Genomic DNA, 16,919 nt, shown 5'->3' with positions numbered 1-16,919 from the left:
TATATGCGAATTATTGTTTATGGAAGTTTACGGCGAAATCAGGGTAACCATCACTGGATGACCTACGCTCAGCTATTAGGTGAGTATAAATTAGCGGGGTATAAACTCTATGATTTAGGGTTTTATCCTGCTGTGGTTGAAGGTGATGGTGAAATAGAATGTGAAGTTTATCGGATCACGCCTTCCATTTTGACGGAGCTTGATGAACTGAAAAAAAATGATCAAGATTACAAGCGCCAGTTGATATCAACACCTTATGGTAGTGCTTGGATCTATCTTTATCAAAAGCCAGTTGATGGGTTGCGAGAAATCAAAAGTGGAGATTGGCTAAAACGCCACGAAGAAGAGTAATAGGCTTACGAAAGCTGACTCAATAATGATTAAAAAAGCTCGATATATATCGAGCTTTTTTATTTTTACTAAAAGTAGTATTTATATTTTAAAATTTAAATAAATAATTATTACTTCGTTTTTTATCAAAATTGATATGAAAATAATTAATGGTAGAGCTGATTGACAGAAAAATAACTTCAGTGTTAAAACAGTTTTGCTTAAGAAGGAAAGAGATAACGACTTATTATTAAATAGCGAAATAAGGTAATTTATGGACAAATTAAACGATATTACTCAACTTTATAATAATCCGCCAAAAGATGTAAAACATAATATAGTCAATCATCGTTTTACGGATATGATGCTACAAACTAAAACTGTTGCAACAGAAGCATTAGATAAATTAGCTTATCTTGCAGGTATTAAAAATGCACCTGCTGATGATAAGTATTTAAAATTAAACACCACTAGCTTAGATGCGTTACTAAAAAGTGCGAAGTCACTTGGTTATGATATCGAAGTCGTCAGTCTTTAATCAATAAGCAGCCATAAGGCTGCTTTTTAAATGAAAGGAGGCAATAGTGAATAAGGATATTAATGAATTTAATAAAGATATTAATATTGTCGGATTACATTGGATTGAACGCTGGCGAGTGAATAATGGAAAACATCAGTCTTATGTTATTCCTTTCGCAACAACCTATCCTATTAATATTGTTTATCACGGTAAAAGCGAATTTAAATATGGGCAGTATGGCATTCATCTTGGCCAGCAAGATACACTCACCTTTTTAGGTGATAAAAAACAAAAGATACTGGCTAAATTTATTGATTGTCGTAAAAACTCACCGACATTTAAATCAGAATTAAGTTTGGAGATAACCCCATCATCCGCAAGAACACTTATTATTCCCCCAGGAGTTGCTCATACTTTTTCCCATCTAGAAAATGTTTTTACCTTAAATAGCTACTCTCTTTTTTTACCTACTATCGAGCAATTAGCAAGTGAAACATTAAATTGGTCACCTAATAATGATGTGATAAATCTGCCGGAAGATATCGATATTAATGAGATTGAAGGCTATGAGCCGATGACAGAAGAAGCTTCGGCGCTGGTCTACTATCGAGTTGCTGAGATACAACAGCAGTGGTTAAGCCAACATCGATTTTTACACTCTGAAACTCGTAAAATTCGCTTAGATAATGGCGATGAAATTAATGTAAGGTTGCGAGAGAAAATAGCCGATGTTCAAAAACAGTCATTACCTACATCCACTATTTTAGGTGTTGAATTTCGTGAAATGGCGACCCTGCATACGGGCAAAGAGAGTGGCATTGTTCCATTAACGCGACAATCCCCTATGTATCTAGTTGAACATGGTCAGGAGGCTTATGATTTCGACTCTTATGGATTACATTTAGGGCAAGAAGATCATTTAACTTTTTTAGGAGATACCTCGGGTAAAATCACTATTAAGCTGGTGGATATGCGTGAAGATTCGCCTACGCTATTTTATGAAGATGAAATGGTTTTTGAGCCGGCACCCAATATTGAATTAGTGATCCCCTGTGGTGTTGCCCATGCCTTATTTAATATGGCGAATATCATTACTGTGAATCGACCTGTTATCTATTTGGACGAAGAAAAAGAATATATTCCGGGTCATGACGTGATTGATTGGAAAATCGCTAATAAAAATTATCAAGCTTATCGTGTTAATAAAATAGCAGCAGATTTAACCTATTATCAATTTCTTGTTTCTAAACAACAAGCGTTAATGAAACATAAGCCCACCCATCATACCCCAAAATCGATTATTGTTTATGATGAAAATAATCAGCCTATTAAAGTATTAATTAAAGAAAAGGTGTAACCTCTATTATGCGTATTGTCTTTTTCTATATGCTTTTTTTGGTATTAAGTGCAGATGGTCTAATGGTTTTTTTGACACCTGTTATTGTTTATCAATTAACAACAAGCATTGAATATGCGGGATTGACATACGCTTTATGGTGGTTACCACGTATTTTTTTAATACCGCTTATTGGTCAATATATTGATGGTCTAGGTGTCCGTCCTGTTTCTGTTATTTCCGATAGCTGTAAAATTATCGGTTGTTTATTTTTATTAATAGTAGATTTTTCCTCTGATTTAGTTATTGCAATTAGTTTTGGATTAGTGGGTAGCTTAATTTCTATTGGTAATTCACAGACACTGATTTCATATGAAAAAATTATTGCCTTGATGAGTCGCCATAAAGAACATCATATTAATATAATGTCTCGAATGGATTTTTTGGGCATGATCATTGGCCCATTAATCGGTATGTTATTTATTGATTATGGTTACCATTATTTACTGATTATTCCCTGTCTATTTTATTTCATTAACGCCGTGTTCTTTTTGTTCTTTTACTTAGTGCCAAAACAGCGCCAATCTGCCACTCAGTTACATAGCCTAACAGAGACATTACAGGTGACGAAAAGGATAGTGGTGATTTTTACGTCTCCTATTTTGGTTTTTTCTATTTTAATTGCTATCGGCAATAATATGTTTGATGGATTAATTGAGTCGAGTGGGGCGGCGTTGATCGACCAATCGATGAATTTACCCATTAAATATTATGGCTTTATTGATATTTCTGCGGGGATCTGTGGCGTGATAGGAACTTATTTATATGGTTATCTAACCCATTATTTAAATCGAAAATTATTAATGTCTCTATCAATTTGTATCATCACAATAAGTTCTTTTCTATTGGTTATTTTTCAACATGATATCACGGCTTTTATTCTCTTTTATGCTCTATCCATTATTGGTAAAGTTTTTTCAGGGAATATTTTACGGATGTTAAGAATAGAAATTATTCCTGTGGCACAATTAGCTAGCATTTCCTCACTGATTATTTTGTTTAATCAACTGATTTTGCCCATTGTTGGGGGATTGCTCTTTTTCTCTACAGGGAATATTTCGACAGTATATATATTGATGATAATTGCTATGGCGATCACCTTGGTGAGTGGCGTAATGCTTATTATGCGGTTAAACCATAAAAAAGAGATAATCATAAAATAAGCCCACATTTGAAGTGGGCTTATTTTGGCTAAGCAACCAATGGATTACTTAGCAACGCTAATTCTAATGACACAGAATTATTTTTTTGCGCGTTCAAAAGAAGACAGAATTTCAGCTTTAGCCGCTTCTACGCCTTCCCAACCATCAACTTTTACCCATTTACCAGATTCTAAATCTTTGTAATGTTCGAAGAAGTGTTTGATTTGAGCTTTTAATAATTCAGGTAGATCGTTCACATCTTTAATGTGATCGTATTCTTTACTTAGTTTGGTGTGTGGTACTGCAACCAGTTTTGCATCTTCACCTGATTCATCAGTCATTTTCAGTACGCCAACAGGACGGCAACGAATGACTGAACCTGGTTGCAATGGGTATGGAGTTGGAACCAGAACGTCTACTGGATCACCATCTAAAGATAATGTGTTGTTGATGTAACCGTAGTTGCATGGGTAGAACATCGCTGTTGACATAAAACGGTCAACGAACAGTGCACCACTTTCTTTATCAACTTCGTATTTGATTGGATCAGCATTGGCTGGAATTTCAATAACAACATAGATATCTTCTGGTAGTTCTTTACCAGCAGGAACATGATTCAGGCTCATAAAAAATTTCCTATGAAAAATTAATTTGACGTGGCTCGTAGTATAGCGAAAAGTTTTTAACAATACCCGTTTTTTGCCGTACAGGTTGCCTTTTGAGGTAAAAATAAGCAACAAATACACGAATTAGCTATTTTGGGAGATGAAAAAACCGGACGCGTTAATTAAGCCCGGTTTAACTATATCCTGACAAAAAGAAAATTTATTCTTCGTCTGGATATTGAGCCATAAATGCTTCTGCTTGTTCGACCATCGCTTTAGTACCCACAAAGAATGGCATGCGTTGGTGCAACTCTGTTGGTTTGATATCTAAAATACGATCTTTACCATTACTGGCTTTACCACCCGCTTGTTCCGCGAGGAATGCCATTGGGTTGCATTCATAAAGTAAGCGTAATTTACCATTTGGATGACTTGCCGTACTTGGGTAAATATAAATCCCCCCTTTGAGCAAGTTACGATGGAAATCCGCAACCAAAGAGCCAATATAGCGAGTTGTATAAGGACGGTTAGTCGCTGCATCCTGCTCTTGGCAATACTTGATGTATTTTTTTACCCCTAATGGGAATTTAATGTAGTTACCTTCATTGATTGAATACATATTTCCGGTAGGCGGAAAATGAACACTTTCGTGAGATAAACAGAAAACCCCTAAAGAAGGATCGTAAGTAAAGGCATGTACACCACAACCGGTAGTGTAAACCAACATAGTAGATGAGCCATAAACGACATAACCCGCAGCAACTTGGCGATTACCGGGTTGCAGGAAATCATCTAGTGTCACTGGTTGGCCAATAGGCGTAATACGGTGGTAAATAGAGAAAATAGTACCAACGGAAACGTTTACATCGATATTAGAAGAACCATCCAATGGATCCATTAATACCACATACTTGGCATTTTCCGCACGATCACCTTCAAAGATAACGATATCGTCTTCTTCTTCCGAACCGATCCCCGCAACTTCACCACGAGCTTTAAGTGCTGCTTTTAGTTTCTCATTCGCGTAAAGATCCAGTTTCATCTGGGCTTCACCTTGAACATTAGAAACACCGTTAGTGCCAAGAATATCGACTAACCCAGCTTTATTAATATCACGGTGAATAATTTTAGCCCCAAGCTTAATGGCTGACAGTAATGCCGTTAATTCGCCAGTTGCATGGGGAAAATCTTGTTGTTTCTCGACGATAAATTCGCCTAATGTTTTCATGACGTGGGTCCTGAATGTGAATGGATAAAATATAAAAAGGAAAAAAGTTTCCTTATTAGTGGCAAGTTTATCCAAAGAATCGCATGATTCAAAGGTTAATCCGTTTCTAATCTGCTTTTTGATGGTTAGAATAGTGACCAACTTCATGCTATTGGAAAGAAATTCATGCACATTCATATTCTTGGTATTTGTGGCACCTTTATGGGAAGTCTTGCCATCTTAGCTCGAGCGAAAGGGCATAAAGTAACTGGCTCTGATGCAAATGTTTATCCTCCAATGAGCACATTATTGGAAAATCAAGGCATTGAGCTAATCGAAGGTTATGATCCACAACAATTAGAACCTGCTCCTGACATGGTGATTATTGGCAATGCGATGACTCGAGGGAATCCTTGTGTTGAAGCGGTACTTGAAAAAGGATTGCCTTACACATCAGGGCCACAATGGTTACATGACTATATTTTACCTGAGCGTTGGGTTTTGGCCGTTGCGGGTACCCATGGTAAAACGACTACGGCAGGTATGCTGGCTTGGATTTTAGAAGATTGTGGTTATCAACCTGGTTTTTTAATTGGTGGTGTGCCGGGTAACTTTCAAGTTTCAGCCCAATTAGGGGAAAGCCCGTTTTTTGTTATTGAAGCTGATGAGTATGACAGTGCTTTCTTTGATAAACGTTCTAAATTTGTTCATTACTCGCCACGTACGCTTATCTTAAATAATCTGGAATTCGATCACGCGGATATTTTTGATGATTTAACGGCGATTCAAAAACAGTTTCATCATTTAGTCCGTATTGTGCCGGGCAGTGGCAAAATTATCATGCCTGATAACGATCTGAACTTAAAACAGACCATTGGTATGGGATGTTGGAGTGAGGAAGAGTACACCGGTGAGACGGGTGATTGGCAGGCGAAAAAGATCAGTAATGACAGTAGCCACTTTGCAGTGTTCCATAAAGGTGAGCAAGTCGGTGAGGTTTGTTGGGGACTTTCGGGTGAACACAATATGCAAAATGGCTTAATGGCCATTGTGGCAGCTCACCACGTTGGTGTATTACCGGTAGATGCATGCGCAGCACTCAATAAATTTATTAACGCCCGTCGTCGTTTAGAGTTACGGGGTGAAGTAAATCAAGTGAGTGTTTATGATGACTTTGCCCATCATCCTACGGCGATTTTAGCAACCCTTGAAGCGCTACGTAGTAAAGTTGGCGGAACAGCACGTATTATTGCGGTATTAGAACCTCGCTCTAATACGATGAAGATGGGGATCAGTAAAGATGATATCGCCCCAGCATTGGGACGTGCTGATGAAGTTTTCTTATTTCAGCCACCTAACATTCAATGGTTAGTCAGTGATATTGCCGAGAAGTGTGTACAGCCTGCTCGTTGGAGCACGGATATTGACACATTAGTGGAGATGGTTGCTAAAGAAGCTAAACCGGGTGATCATATTTTGATCATGAGCAATGGTGGCTTTGGTGGTATACATGAAAAACTCCTGGCGAAATTAGCCACACCAAAATCATCTGTGGATCAATATTAATTTAAATAAGTAAGCCACTGAAATTTCAGTGGCTTACTGTTTATGACCTATTTTCCTGAAGTTGCTCTTTATAATTCCTGATCAAATAGGTTTAAAATCGCATCTCGTAGTTCTTCTGTTGAGAATCCTGGCGCGGGTGTAGAAAAAATAGTGTCATCACCAGCGATACTTCCGAGGATCCCTTCTGCTTTACCTAAAGAATCTAATAAACGTGCAATAAGCTGTGCGGCACCGGGGCTGGTTCTAATAACCACTACTGAGTGGTTATGGTCAATATCAAGTACCAAATTTTTCAATGGGCTACTTGCTGTTGGTACACCAAGTTCTGTTGGCAGGCAGTAAACCATCTCCATTTTGGCATTACGCGTTCTTACTGCGCCAAATTTTGTTAGCATACGAGAGATTTTAGACTGGTTAATATTATCAAAACCAGCTTCTTGTAATGCAGTTACAATCTCGCCTTGTGAACTGAATTTTTCTTCTTTCAGCAGGGCTTTAAATGCTTTAACCAAGTCTTCTTGCTTAGAAGGAGTGCGCATAGTTCACCTTTAGTGAGTTATCAATAACTCGCACATTATGCAGAGAAGTGAATTTTTATGCAACATTAGCTCCGTTAATCTTGTTTCTCTTCTTGGTTGATGTGTGTTTTTGTGTGTTAACTCAAAAAAGTTTTATTTCTCGATATTGAATGCGATAATCTTGATTAGGTAAATAATTTGTTAACTAAATGATAATCTTAAATGATTATGCAATATGAGATAGCGCGTTTAGCACTTAGCGATATTTATTGGAATTATTTCTCAAAAGAGTGCCCGCTATCTCATTAACAGATAAGCAATTTGTTTAGAATAACCGAAGTATTATTTTTTACTACAAATGCCTTATTATGCAATATAGCTGTTAAATAATTGTTTTCTTTACTAGGTGTGTTGCGTAATAGTGAGTATATCAAAGGCGTTCCACTATCTCGTAAACTAAGGAGTATCAGAATGAAAGTAGCAGTTCTCGGTGCAGCGGGTGGTATTGGTCAGGCACTGGCACTTCTTCTTAAAAATCAGCTTCCAGCTGGTAGTGAACTCTCTTTATATGATATCGCTCCGGTTACACCGGGTGTTGCAGCGGACTTAAGTCATATACCTACTCAAGTAAGGGTAAAAGGTTTTGCTGGCGAAGATCCTTCTCCTGCATTAAAAGATGCAGATGTTGTTTTAATTTCTGCCGGTGTTGCCCGTAAACCGGGTATGGATCGCTCTGATCTTTTCAATGTAAATGCAGGGATCGTGCGTAATCTTATTGAAAAAGTTGCACAAAACTGCCCTAAGGCGCTTATTGGTATCATTACTAATCCAGTCAATACTACGGTTGCTATCGCTGCTGAAGTACTGAAAAAAGCCGGTGTTTATGATAAAAAACGCCTATTTGGTGTGACAACACTAGATATTATCCGTGCGAATACTTTTGTTGCTGAATTAAAAGGCAAAGATCCACAAACAACGAATGTTCCGGTCATTGGTGGACACTCAGGTGTCACTATTCTTCCTTTGCTATCTCAAGTAGCCGGTGTGTCATTTACTGATGAAGAAGTTGCTGCATTAACAAAACGTATTCAAAATGCGGGGACTGAGGTTGTTGAAGCTAAAGCAGGTGGCGGATCAGCCACATTATCAATGGGACAAGCAGCTGCGCGCTTTGGTCTTTCATTGATCCGTGCTTTAAATGGCGAAAAAGATGTTATTGAATGCACCTATACCGAAGGCGATGGTGAACATGCCCGTTTCTTTGCACAACCTGTTCGTTTAGGTAAGAATGGTGTTGAAGAATATCTACCAATCGGTCAATTAAGTGATTTTGAAAAACAATCTCTTAATGGCATGTTGGATGTATTGAAAAAAGATATAATTCTTGGCGAAGAATTTATTAATAAATAAAAAATAACTTTTTTGCTTTAAAATAATGTAAATTTAAATAAAAACCGCTGATAGTGTATCAGCGGTTTTTTTTATTAATTATAATATATGTAATTATTAGTTAATTATTGGTTTTGTCGCGTATCTTCCGTTCAAGTAATTCTCCTGTTTCAGGATGAAAATAACGACTGGGCCAAATTTCCGAAGGCGCTACACCTAGAAAGTCAGCAATGATTTTCTCACCTTTTGGCCAAGGGCGTGACAGTGCATTAGCCAGTGTTGAAGAGCTTAAACCAGCTTGGCGAGAGATGGCTGCCAGTGTTGTGCCCCGTTTTCTGAGTGCGGCAATAATATCGGCAGGATGCCAATCAGATTTCCTTGAAATCATTTTTAATCCTTTTTCTATAAAATTAAATGCTGTGTTAGTGGTATAAATAACAGTTTATTAGAAATGCTTAAAAGCATTAAACTGATTATTTAGAAAATAAAATAACATTATTTTTCTAAAAATATTTCTGATTTTTTTCTTAATAATTTCTTTTTTGAAGTTGATAACAATTTTAGAGAAACGTAATGAAAAAAGAGTGGTATACGGCAATGGAATTGACGGGTATAGGTGGATTACCTAAATCACCACAAGGTGTAAATGCAAAAGCTAAACGTGAATCTTGGTTAAAACAAAAGAGAACTAATAAACAAGGAAATGGCGTTGAATATCATTACTCTTGTTTACCAGAAGAAACTTTAATTGCTCTGGAGCTTTATGAACCATTAGCACATTACAAACTAAATAAAGAGGAGCCACTCGTTATCTGGGTGAAAGCATTCCAACAACTTAATGATGGTGAACAAAAAACAGTAACAGAGCTGATCTTGCGGGATGGTATTAGAAGTTTTTTAGAAAAGATCGTCAAAGATTAAGCGACTTTAAAGAACGCGCTATTGCGTTATCCGCAACCGATATCTGACTAACCTCTTAGTTGAATGTGAGATGAGATCATGAAAAAAGAATGGTATACAGCAAAAGAATTAGTAGGGCTTGCAGGGTTACCTAATTCTCCACAAGGGGTCAATTTAATGGCACGCCGTGAAGGATGGGAAAATCGCCGTAAGCGTGGAGTACAAGGTAAAGCCGTTGAGTACTCGGTTAAAAGCCTCCCTGAAGAGGTGGTGAGTGTGTTAGCGGCGCATGAGCCTCCTGCAGAATATTTATCTAAGCGTCAGGATGCCTTTCTTATCTGGGTGGAAGCTTATTATCAGCTAACAAAATCAGAGCGTGAAAAAATCGTAAAATTTGTTTTACGAGAAGGTCTCGCTAAGTTAATTAGCTATATTGATGCTGACAATCAAGAAGAGATCGAACGAGAAAATGAAGAAGTGGTTCAAAAATTAAAAAGCCCCCCAGAGTCGACATAGTCGCTCTGACGGGCTTCTCATACTTTATGGGGTTTAGGTATGAAAATTACGATTGTCGTTGCACAGCAACGTGCGCAAGGCCAATTAATGCATCTTTGTAAGATGAATCAGGAATAATCGCTAACGCCTCAATGGCTTTATCGGCTTCTTCTTCCGCTTTTTGGCGGGTATATTCCAGTGAGCCACACTGTTTCATCGTTTTTAACACAGTGTCGAGTAAATGACGGCCGTTACCTTTTTCAATGGCTTGACGAATGAGTTGTGATTCTGTTTCGTTACCATGGTGCATGGCATGAAGTAAAGGCAAAGTAGGTTTACCTTCATCCAGATCGTCACCGGTATTTTTACCTAATTGGGTATTATCTGCATCATAATCCAGTAAATCGTCAATCAGCTGGAATGCAGTACCAAGATAACGACCATAATCTTGGAAAGCTTTCTCTTGCTCTGGAGTGGCTCCGCAGAGGATGGCTGACGCATGAGAGGCAGCTTCAAATAAACGGGCGGTTTTACTGTAGATAACTTGCATATAGTCATCTTCAGTAATGTCAGGATCGTTACAATTCATTAATTGTAATACTTCACCTTCAGCGATCACATTGGTTGCGCTAGACATCAGCTTTAGCACGCGCATGGAATCAAGATCCGTCATCATCTGAAAAGATCGTGTATAAATAAAGTCACCTACCAGCACGCTTGCAGCATTACCAAACACAGCATTAGCTGTTTGTTTGCCTCTACGCATATCGGATTCATCAACAACATCGTCGTGCAATAATGTTGCGGTATGAATAAATTCAATTAAAGCGGCGACAGAGATATGTTTGTCCCCTTGATAATCCAAAGCTCGGCCGGTCAGAACAGCGATCATTGGGCGGATCCTTTTACCACCACCGCTAATGATGTAGTAACCAAGCTGGTTTATCAAAGAAACATCTGAATTAAGCTGGTAAAGAATTGCGTCATTTACCGCAGCCATATCAGCGGATGTGAGTTTTATAATAGATTCTAAATTCATGTTTTTCGACTTTGGCTCGCCAATGAGCGCGTTATAATTAATAAAAAATGATCATGCCATAGATTTTACTCTCTTATAATTTAGATTGTACTTTAAAAATGGCTGAAATAAATATTGTGTAAAAAACTCTTTTTTTTGCTGGTTGTTTGCGATCTATACTTGTCATCGCGACTAAATTTGCGTAGAATTCGCGCCCTATGTGAATATTTTAATTGTGCACTCAAATTATACATATTGGGAGTGTGCGGAAAGCGGAGTTTATATGTACGCGGTTTTCCAAAGTGGTGGTAAACAACACCGAGTCAGCGAAGGTCAAACAATTCGCTTAGAAAAGCTTGAAGTAGCAACTGGCGAAACTATTGAGTTTGACACCGTCATGATGGTCGCTGATGGCGACAACATTCAAATTGGCGCTCCAATCCTTGAGGGCGTTAAAGTTAAAGCGGAAGTGGTTGCTCACGGTCGCGGCGAGAAAGTTAAAATTGTTAAGTTCCGTCGTCGTAAACACAGCCGTAAACAACAGGGCCACCGTCAGTGGTTTACTGATGTTAAAATCACTGGTATCGCTTAAGGTTTAGGAGAGCAGATTAATGGCACACAAAAAGGCTGGCGGCTCGACTCGTAACGGTCGCGATTCCGAAGCAAAACGTCTAGGTGTAAAACGTTTCGGTGGTGAAGCTGTATTAGCAGGTAGCATCATCGTTCGTCAACGTGGTACTAAGTTCCATGCAGGTACTAACGTTGGTTGTGGTCGTGACCACACCCTGTTTGCGTTAGCTGACGGAAAAGTTAAATTCGAAGTTAAAGGTCCAAACAATCGTAAATTTATCAGCATCGAAGCTGAATAATTACCGGTCCTTTAAACACCGAGTTAAAAGCCCTGCACAGTCTGTTGCGGGGCTTTTTATATTTAAAAAAGGCCATCTCTGGGTAATTTCGGCCATCCAGCACGTTAATGGCTATCATACGGAGTAAAATCATGAAATTTGTTGATGAGGCCAAGATCCTAATCGTCGCTGGCGACGGTGGTAACGGCTGTGTAAGCTTTCGTCGAGAAAAATATATCCCGAAAGGGGGACCAGACGGTGGTGATGGCGGTGATGGTGGTGATGTCTACATGGTTGCAGACGAAAACCTCAACACCCTTATCGATTACCGTTTTACTAAATCTTACCGCGCTGAGCGTGGTGAAAATGGCCAAAGCCGTGATTGTACGGGAAAACGTGGTCAAGATATTACTATTAATGTCCCTGTGGGGACGCGTGCCCGTGATCTTGCTACAGGTGAGATCATTGCTGACTTAACGGTACATGGTCAAAAACAAATGGTCGCTAAAGGTGGCTTCCATGGTTTAGGGAATACGCGTTTTAAATCATCAGTCAATCGTGCACCACGTCAACGCACAATGGGTACACCAGGTGAATCACGTGAAGTACTGTTAGAGCTGATGTTACTTGCGGATGTAGGTATGTTAGGTATGCCGAATGCCGGTAAATCTACCTTTATTCGAGCCGTCTCGGCAGCCAAACCAAAAGTGGCAGATTATCCATTTACTACACTAGTACCTAGCTTAGGTGTTGTGCGTATGGACAGCCATCAAAGCTTTGTCGTTGCGGATATACCGGGGCTGATCGAAGGGGCTGCTGATGGCGCGGGTCTTGGGATCCAGTTCCTGAAACATTTAGAACGTTGCCGTGTATTATTGCATTTGATCGACATCGATCCTATTGATGGTTCTGATCCCGTTGAAAATGCCAAAATCATTATTTCTGAATTAGAAAAATACAGCGATAAACTGGCACAAAAACCACGTTGGTTAGTTTTCAATAAAGTGGATCTGCTTGATGCCGATGAAGCAAAACAGAAAGCACAAGCGATAGTTGAAGCGTTGGGTTGGGAAGGTGATTATTATATGATTGCTGCTATCAACCAAGAAGGGGTGAAAAAACTTTGTTGGGATATTATGGAATTCCTGAAAGTAACCCCACGTGAGCAAGATATTGCTACCGCTTTAGCCGCTGAAGAAAAAGTTGATTTTATGTGGGATGACTACCATAAAGAACAACTTGAAAATCCTGACCTTGAAGACGATGACGAAGATTGGGATGAAGAAGATGATGATGGTGTAGAGTTTATCTACCAACGCTAATCTCTCTTTTTATCGGTATTGTTGTCTCGGTATCGTATAGACATACAGATAGCGAGACATAAAAAACGCCTGAATTTTCAGGCGTTTTTACTTTCTAACAAATAATAGTGCTATCTATTGTTATAGATATCTTTATATAAATTCGTTTCAAAACGAACCAAATAGGCGCGTCCAGCATTGCGATTTTGTGTAGGGGGAGAGTAGGCAGAAATAAATTGTACAAATGCTACTTTCTGTCCATTGGCTGTGGTCATAAAGCCAGCTAGATTATACACTCCCTTGAGTGAGCCTGTTTTAGCGGAAACTTTACCGTTGACGCCCGCTTCAGTAAAACCACCACGATATTGCAATGTACCATCATGACCAGCAAGAGGAAGCATACTGATAAAATTTAACTCACTATCATGTTGTCCGACATATTGTAATACTTGCATCATGGTTGCGGGGGCTATCAGGTTATGGCGGGAAAGCCCAGATCCATCCACCATAATTGTATTAGCTAAATCAATGCCCGCTTTTTGTTTTAAAATAGCACGAGTGGCATCCGCCCCTGAACGCCAAGTGCCAGCAACACCATAATATTCACGACCAATAGTTCTAAATACGGCATCTGCAATCATATTGTCAGACTCTTTTAACATCGTCGTCAATAAAGTGTGTAACGGTTTAGATTGTGTTTGTGCTAAAACAGTAACAGGGGCTTTAGGTTGGGAGCGGCGTTTGACATAACCGTCCAGCTCAATATCTGCACGTTGTAACTCTTCTTTTAGCAATATACCTGCCCAGTGCGCACCATCTTGAATGGAAAACATCAGCGGCATGGCTTCTTCACGTTTAGGAATGCAGCCTGTTATCACATAAGTATTTAAATCTCTCACCGTGACGTCTAATTCGCAAAAGCGGGTTCGTGTTGAGCCTTTTTCATAGGTTTCAACTTCGCTTAAAACCGTGACAGGATAAAAAGACGCTTTACGTATGGTGGCGATATCACCTTCTTTTTGACCACTTTGCAGTAAGACGGAAAAACAATTTTTATCTACAATAGCGGCACTTGGTGGGGCACTAAAGCATTGGGTCATATCATTCCAAACCCATCCCGGCGCTTTGTCATGGCTGGAGAAAGCAGAGGTATCAATTAATAAATTTCCCGTTATTTTTGTGACGCCGGATTGTTTTAATACGGCAACCATTGCTCGTAATTGCTGGCGAGTTAGCGTAGGATCACCACTAAAACGGAAAATTAAATCACCCTCTAGTTGATTGTTTTTTATCTTACCTTCCGTTTCCATTGTGGTGGTAAATTGATAATCGCCCCCTAATTGCAATAGGGCGGCTAAAGCTGTGACCACTTTTTGTGTGCTGGCTGGCAAAGATAATTGATTATCATTATAAGTTAGGTTAGGGGAGGATGCGCCAACAGTTTGGGTGATTAAACCGACTTGAGTGCCATCAGGCAAAAGTTCTATATATTTTTCAACAGGAATGGCGAGGGTTGAAAAGCTTAACAGACTCAAGGTATAAAATATTCCGCGGAATATAGGTAATAAGCGCATAATTTCTCTATCCGTAACTATAAGCTTAACGCTATAGTGTTGATTGCCAGAGGCTAATACTAAAGGGCAATGAGGGCAAAAGTAAACGGTAACACGTGTGATTATCTGATTATCAGAAAATATTACTTATCCTGTTTTTAAAACGAGAATAAGACGTGAAGCCATTGGCCTCTTGTGTTAGATTTAGTTTAGCTTTAGATAAGGGAGGTTTTTACTACTTCCCAACCAAAAGGGTAGAAAGTTACAATTATTTTCTATTCATCGAATATATAAAGGGACAGGCCCTCATTAAGGCTGCCTGTGTCTTTTTTTGTCTTGAGAAGAGTAAAGTAGAACCTTTTCTCTGTGTTGTTAGTATAAAAAATCAGGATGATACCTATTTTTTATTAGGAATAGTATTGAGGTATTAACACATGAATCAGATCCCTATGACAGTTCTCGGAGCAGAAAAATTACGCGAAGAACTGGAATATCTAAAAACTGTTCGTCGCCCAGAAATTACCGCGGCCATTGCTGAGGCACGGGAACATGGCGACTTAAAAGAAAACGCGGAATATCACGCAGCTCGTGAACAACAGGGTTTCTGTGAAGGCCGCATTCAAGAAATTGAAGCAAAATTATCAAATGCGCAAGTCATTGATATCACTAAAATGACAAATAATGGACGTATTATTTTTGGTGCCACGGTGACTTTACTCAATGTGGATACTGAAGAAGAGCAAAAATACCGCATTGTTGGTGATGATGAAGCAAACATTAAAGAAAACTTAATTTCAGTCAACTCACCGATTGCCCGTGGATTGATTGGTAAAGAGTTAGATGATGTGGTGGTCATTAACACCCCAGGCGGCCAAGTAGAGTATGAAGTTTTAAACGTAGAATATATTTAATTTGTAATTTTACGTTTCTATAGAAAACTAGAATGCTATCCTGTGGTAATATTAAAAAAGGCCTGAAAAGGCCTTTTTTGCCATAGAGTTAGTTATGGCATTTTTATATAAAGGTATAAGTTTTATTTCGGTAAAATAATTTTACGCGCTTCAGAAGGGCGATAAAGAACAACCATTTTTCCGATAACTTGTACATTCTGTGCACCGCTTTCACGCACAATCGCTGCCACGATCAAGTTTTTAACATCTCGATCTTCGCCTGCGATTTTGACTTTGATAAGCTCATGATGTGCCAGAGCGATTTCAATTTCTGCAAGAACGCCTTCAGTCAACCCGTTGTTACCGATCATAACGACAGGATTGAGATGATGAGCGAGCCCTTTCAGGTGTTGAATTTGTTTTTTGTTAAGAGTCATCATTAATTTTTGCTTAGTTGGGATTGAAAACGGTCTATTCTAACGCCATCTCTCATTTATCACCATAAAATGTCGTCAAGATGCGGTAAAATGAGTGAAGAAGTAAAATTTTTGATTGCTAAGTGTATGATAGTTGGAAAACGCAATGGCCAATAAAAAACGTTCGGCAAGCTCTAGCCGCTGGTTACAAGAACATTTTAGTGATAAATATGTTCAACAAGCAAAGAAAAAAGGGTTTCGCTCTCGAGCTTGGTTTAAATTGGAAGAAATTCAGCAAAGTGATAACATTTTCAAACCAGGTATGACCGTTGTCGATTTAGGTGCTGCTCCGGGTGGGTGGTCTCAATATGTCGTACAGCAGTTAGGAAATAAAGGTAGGATCATCGCATGTGACCTTTTACCTATGGATCCTATCGTTGGTGTCGATTTCCTTCAAGGCGATTTTCGTGATGAACTTGTATTGAAGGCATTGCTTGATAGAGTAGGTGATAATAAAGTCCAGGTTGTCATGTCTGACATGGCTCCAAACATGAGCGGAACACCCGCGGTCGATATTCCTCGATCCATGTATTTAGTAGAGTTAGCGCTTGATATGTGTCGTGATGTGCTGGCTCCCGGGGGAAGTTTTATTGTCAAAGTGTTTCAGGGAGAAGGCTTTGATGAGTACCTGGGGCAAATACGCTCCCTGTTTACGAAAGTGAAAGTTCGTAAACCAGACGCTTCGCGGTCTCGTTCTCGTGAGGTATATATTGTAGCCACAGGGCGTAAACTTTAGTACCCTAAAGCTATTTGTTAACACAGTTG

20 protein-coding genes are annotated in these 16,919 nt (G+C 39.1%); 13 read left to right on the top strand and 7 right to left on the bottom strand.

What is annotated here, in order from left to right:
- Positions 1-3 precede the first annotated feature (3 nt).
- The 4 genes from AACQ49_RS12835 (at position 4) to AACQ49_RS12820 (ending at position 3,409) form a co-directional block, all read left to right on the top strand.
- Complete coding sequence (locus AACQ49_RS12835) at positions 4-351, top strand: gamma-glutamylcyclotransferase family protein (protein WP_004246264.1); 348 nt, start codon at positions 4-6, stop codon at positions 349-351.
- A 253-nt stretch (positions 352-604) separates the two neighbouring features.
- Entirely contained in the window at positions 605-868 is a 264-nt protein-coding gene (locus tag AACQ49_RS12830) for a hypothetical protein (protein ID WP_004246263.1), read from the top strand.
- Positions 869-914: 46 nt separating this feature from the next.
- Positions 915-2,207: a dTDP-4-dehydrorhamnose 3,5-epimerase family protein gene (locus tag AACQ49_RS12825; protein ID WP_161779079.1), complete on the top strand. Its 1,293-nt coding sequence runs from the start codon at positions 915-917 to the stop codon at positions 2,205-2,207.
- Between the two features lie 8 nt (positions 2,208-2,215).
- Entirely contained in the window at positions 2,216-3,409 is a 1,194-nt protein-coding gene (locus AACQ49_RS12820; RefSeq protein ID WP_049203438.1) for an MFS transporter, read from the top strand.
- A 77-nt stretch (positions 3,410-3,486) separates the two neighbouring features.
- Here AACQ49_RS12820 and ppa read toward each other — a convergent pair whose 3' ends face one another.
- Positions 3,487-4,014, bottom strand: coding sequence for an inorganic diphosphatase (gene ppa / locus AACQ49_RS12815; protein ID WP_004246260.1), 528 nt, complete (start codon positions 4,012-4,014; stop codon positions 3,487-3,489).
- Positions 4,015-4,213: 199 nt separating this feature from the next.
- Positions 4,214-5,221, bottom strand: coding sequence for a class 1 fructose-bisphosphatase (gene fbp / locus AACQ49_RS12810; RefSeq protein ID WP_004249610.1), 1,008 nt, complete (start codon positions 5,219-5,221; stop codon positions 4,214-4,216).
- A 165-nt stretch (positions 5,222-5,386) separates the two neighbouring features.
- Here fbp and mpl point away from each other — a divergent pair, with 165 nt between their 5' ends.
- Complete coding sequence (gene mpl, locus AACQ49_RS12805) at positions 5,387-6,766, top strand: UDP-N-acetylmuramate:L-alanyl-gamma-D-glutamyl-meso-diaminopimelate ligase (RefSeq protein WP_004246258.1); 1,380 nt, start codon at positions 5,387-5,389, stop codon at positions 6,764-6,766.
- A gap of 68 nt (positions 6,767-6,834) precedes the next feature.
- On the opposite strand, the gene argR is transcribed toward mpl, so the two are convergent.
- Entirely contained in the window at positions 6,835-7,305 is a 471-nt protein-coding gene (argR, locus tag AACQ49_RS12800; RefSeq protein WP_004246257.1) for a transcriptional regulator ArgR, read from the bottom strand.
- Positions 7,306-7,755: 450 nt separating this feature from the next.
- On the opposite strand from argR, the gene mdh reads away from it, so the two are divergent.
- Positions 7,756-8,694, top strand: a complete 939-nt coding sequence (gene mdh / locus AACQ49_RS12795; RefSeq protein ID WP_004246256.1) for a malate dehydrogenase — start codon at positions 7,756-7,758, stop codon at positions 8,692-8,694.
- Between the two features lie 100 nt (positions 8,695-8,794).
- Here mdh and AACQ49_RS12790 read toward each other — a convergent pair whose 3' ends face one another.
- Positions 8,795-9,061, bottom strand: a complete 267-nt coding sequence (locus tag AACQ49_RS12790) for a helix-turn-helix domain-containing protein (RefSeq protein ID WP_004246255.1) — start codon at positions 9,059-9,061, stop codon at positions 8,795-8,797.
- A 185-nt stretch (positions 9,062-9,246) separates the two neighbouring features.
- Between AACQ49_RS12790 and AACQ49_RS12785 the strand changes: the two genes are divergently transcribed.
- Both AACQ49_RS12785 and AACQ49_RS12780 read left to right on the top strand, forming a co-directional pair.
- The gene (locus AACQ49_RS12785; RefSeq protein WP_004246254.1) at positions 9,247-9,594 is read left to right on the top strand and encodes a DNA-binding protein; all 348 of its coding nucleotides are present in this window, start codon (positions 9,247-9,249) and stop codon (positions 9,592-9,594) included.
- 78 nt (positions 9,595-9,672) lie between these two features.
- Entirely contained in the window at positions 9,673-10,089 is a 417-nt protein-coding gene (locus AACQ49_RS12780) for a DNA-binding protein (protein ID WP_004246253.1), read from the top strand.
- A gap of 46 nt (positions 10,090-10,135) precedes the next feature.
- Here the strand turns inward: AACQ49_RS12780 and ispB are convergent, their stop codons facing one another.
- A complete protein-coding gene (ispB, locus tag AACQ49_RS12775; RefSeq protein ID WP_004246252.1) occupies positions 10,136-11,107 on the bottom strand; it encodes an octaprenyl diphosphate synthase in 972 nt (323 codons plus the stop codon).
- Between the two features lie 262 nt (positions 11,108-11,369).
- On the opposite strand from ispB, the gene rplU reads away from it, so the two are divergent.
- From rplU to cgtA, 3 genes are all read left to right on the top strand, one after another.
- The gene (gene rplU / locus AACQ49_RS12770) at positions 11,370-11,678 is read left to right on the top strand and encodes a 50S ribosomal protein L21 (protein WP_004246251.1); all 309 of its coding nucleotides are present in this window, start codon (positions 11,370-11,372) and stop codon (positions 11,676-11,678) included.
- A gap of 19 nt (positions 11,679-11,697) precedes the next feature.
- On the top strand, positions 11,698-11,955 hold the full coding sequence (gene rpmA / locus AACQ49_RS12765; RefSeq protein ID WP_004246250.1) for a 50S ribosomal protein L27: 258 nt from the start codon (positions 11,698-11,700) through the stop codon (positions 11,953-11,955).
- Positions 11,956-12,086: 131 nt separating this feature from the next.
- Positions 12,087-13,256, top strand: coding sequence for an Obg family GTPase CgtA (gene cgtA / locus AACQ49_RS12760; RefSeq protein ID WP_004253016.1), 1,170 nt, complete (start codon positions 12,087-12,089; stop codon positions 13,254-13,256).
- Between the two features lie 110 nt (positions 13,257-13,366).
- On the opposite strand, the gene dacB is transcribed toward cgtA, so the two are convergent.
- On the bottom strand, positions 13,367-14,809 hold the full coding sequence (gene dacB, locus AACQ49_RS12755; protein ID WP_004249607.1) for a serine-type D-Ala-D-Ala carboxypeptidase: 1,443 nt from the start codon (positions 14,807-14,809) through the stop codon (positions 13,367-13,369).
- Positions 14,810-15,222: 413 nt separating this feature from the next.
- On the opposite strand from dacB, the gene greA reads away from it, so the two are divergent.
- Entirely contained in the window at positions 15,223-15,699 is a 477-nt protein-coding gene (gene greA, locus AACQ49_RS12750) for a transcription elongation factor GreA (RefSeq protein WP_004249606.1), read from the top strand.
- A 122-nt stretch (positions 15,700-15,821) separates the two neighbouring features.
- Here the strand turns inward: greA and yhbY are convergent, their stop codons facing one another.
- Positions 15,822-16,115, bottom strand: coding sequence for a ribosome assembly RNA-binding protein YhbY (gene yhbY, locus AACQ49_RS12745; RefSeq protein WP_012368729.1), 294 nt, complete (start codon positions 16,113-16,115; stop codon positions 15,822-15,824).
- Between the two features lie 145 nt (positions 16,116-16,260).
- Here yhbY and rlmE point away from each other — a divergent pair, with 145 nt between their 5' ends.
- Entirely contained in the window at positions 16,261-16,890 is a 630-nt protein-coding gene (rlmE, locus tag AACQ49_RS12740; protein WP_004246244.1) for a 23S rRNA (uridine(2552)-2'-O)-methyltransferase RlmE, read from the top strand.
- Positions 16,891-16,919 lie beyond the last annotated feature (29 nt).

This window comes from Proteus sp. G2675 (genome assembly GCF_963886535.1).
GTDB classification, from domain to species: Bacteria; Pseudomonadota; Gammaproteobacteria; order Enterobacterales; family Enterobacteriaceae; genus Proteus; species Proteus mirabilis.
The sequence above is the reverse complement of the archived record's forward strand: the minus strand, read 5'-3'. Positions and strand labels throughout refer to the sequence as shown.

Excerpts from the sequence above, each read along its gene's own strand:
- AACQ49_RS12835 (WP_004246264.1), top strand. The coding sequence starts at position 4 with ATGCGAATTATTGTTTATGGAAGTTTACGGCGAAATCAGGGTAACCAT.
- AACQ49_RS12830 (WP_004246263.1), top strand. The coding sequence starts at position 605 with ATGGACAAATTAAACGATATTACTCAACTTTATAATAATCCGCCAAAA.
- AACQ49_RS12820 (WP_049203438.1), top strand. The coding sequence starts at position 2,216 with ATGCGTATTGTCTTTTTCTATATGCTTTTTTTGGTATTAAGTGCAGAT.
- ppa (WP_004246260.1), bottom strand. The coding sequence starts at position 4,014 with ATGAGCCTGAATCATGTTCCTGCTGGTAAAGAACTACCAGAAGATATC.
- fbp (WP_004249610.1), bottom strand. The coding sequence starts at position 5,221 with ATGAAAACATTAGGCGAATTTATCGTCGAGAAACAACAAGATTTTCCC.
- mpl (WP_004246258.1), top strand. The coding sequence starts at position 5,387 with ATGCACATTCATATTCTTGGTATTTGTGGCACCTTTATGGGAAGTCTT.
- argR (WP_004246257.1), bottom strand. The coding sequence starts at position 7,305 with ATGCGCACTCCTTCTAAGCAAGAAGACTTGGTTAAAGCATTTAAAGCC.
- mdh (WP_004246256.1), top strand. The coding sequence starts at position 7,756 with ATGAAAGTAGCAGTTCTCGGTGCAGCGGGTGGTATTGGTCAGGCACTG.
- AACQ49_RS12790 (WP_004246255.1), bottom strand. The coding sequence starts at position 9,061 with ATGATTTCAAGGAAATCTGATTGGCATCCTGCCGATATTATTGCCGCA.
- AACQ49_RS12785 (WP_004246254.1), top strand. The coding sequence starts at position 9,247 with ATGAAAAAAGAGTGGTATACGGCAATGGAATTGACGGGTATAGGTGGA.
- AACQ49_RS12780 (WP_004246253.1), top strand. The coding sequence starts at position 9,673 with ATGAAAAAAGAATGGTATACAGCAAAAGAATTAGTAGGGCTTGCAGGG.
- ispB (WP_004246252.1), bottom strand. The coding sequence starts at position 11,107 with ATGAATTTAGAATCTATTATAAAACTCACATCCGCTGATATGGCTGCG.
- rplU (WP_004246251.1), top strand. The coding sequence starts at position 11,370 with ATGTACGCGGTTTTCCAAAGTGGTGGTAAACAACACCGAGTCAGCGAA.
- rpmA (WP_004246250.1), top strand. The coding sequence starts at position 11,698 with ATGGCACACAAAAAGGCTGGCGGCTCGACTCGTAACGGTCGCGATTCC.
- cgtA (WP_004253016.1), top strand. The coding sequence starts at position 12,087 with ATGAAATTTGTTGATGAGGCCAAGATCCTAATCGTCGCTGGCGACGGT.
- dacB (WP_004249607.1), bottom strand. The coding sequence starts at position 14,809 with ATGCGCTTATTACCTATATTCCGCGGAATATTTTATACCTTGAGTCTG.
- greA (WP_004249606.1), top strand. The coding sequence starts at position 15,223 with ATGAATCAGATCCCTATGACAGTTCTCGGAGCAGAAAAATTACGCGAA.
- yhbY (WP_012368729.1), bottom strand. The coding sequence starts at position 16,115 with ATGACTCTTAACAAAAAACAAATTCAACACCTGAAAGGGCTCGCTCAT.
- rlmE (WP_004246244.1), top strand. The coding sequence starts at position 16,261 with ATGGCCAATAAAAAACGTTCGGCAAGCTCTAGCCGCTGGTTACAAGAA.